The organism is Gilvimarinus gilvus, from assembly GCF_030518155.1.
Classification (GTDB): Bacteria; Pseudomonadota; Gammaproteobacteria; order Pseudomonadales; family Cellvibrionaceae; genus Gilvimarinus; species Gilvimarinus gilvus.
This window is the reverse complement of sequence record NZ_JAULRU010000455.1, coordinates 1-335: the sequence shown is the minus strand read 5'-3', so window position 1 is coordinate 335 and position 335 is coordinate 1. Positions and strand designations below refer to the sequence as shown.

Sequence of the window (335 nt, the reverse complement as noted above, 5' to 3'; positions counted from 1 at the left end):
CAAATCGCTTGACGCTATATGCACGCCACGTTGGGGTGCAATGCTTGAGTGACGAACGGCTTCGGGCCAAGTTTACCCAGGAAATATCACGTGCGGGGCAGGCAATCGTTACTGCGACTCAAGATGGCCGGCTATCGCCTGAAGAAGCGCAAAAGGCACTAACCAAGGAATATTCACTCCTTTTCGAACAAGCACTAGAATATAGCAAGCTGGTTGCGGGGGTTGCAGCCGGAGTACTTCAGATAGGTACCGGGGTTGCGGTGTGTAAATTGTCACTTGGGTTGGGCTGCAAGCTTGGGGGGTTACCGCTGATACTCCATGGTGCCAACAACATT

The 335-nt window shown here is 52.5% G+C and carries 1 protein-coding gene; it reads left to right on the top strand.

The window, feature by feature from the left end:
- Positions 1–44: 44 nt before the first annotated feature.
- On the top strand, positions 45–335 hold a 291-nt coding region (locus tag QWI17_RS08850; RefSeq protein WP_302722156.1), incomplete at its 3' end, for a DUF4225 domain-containing protein.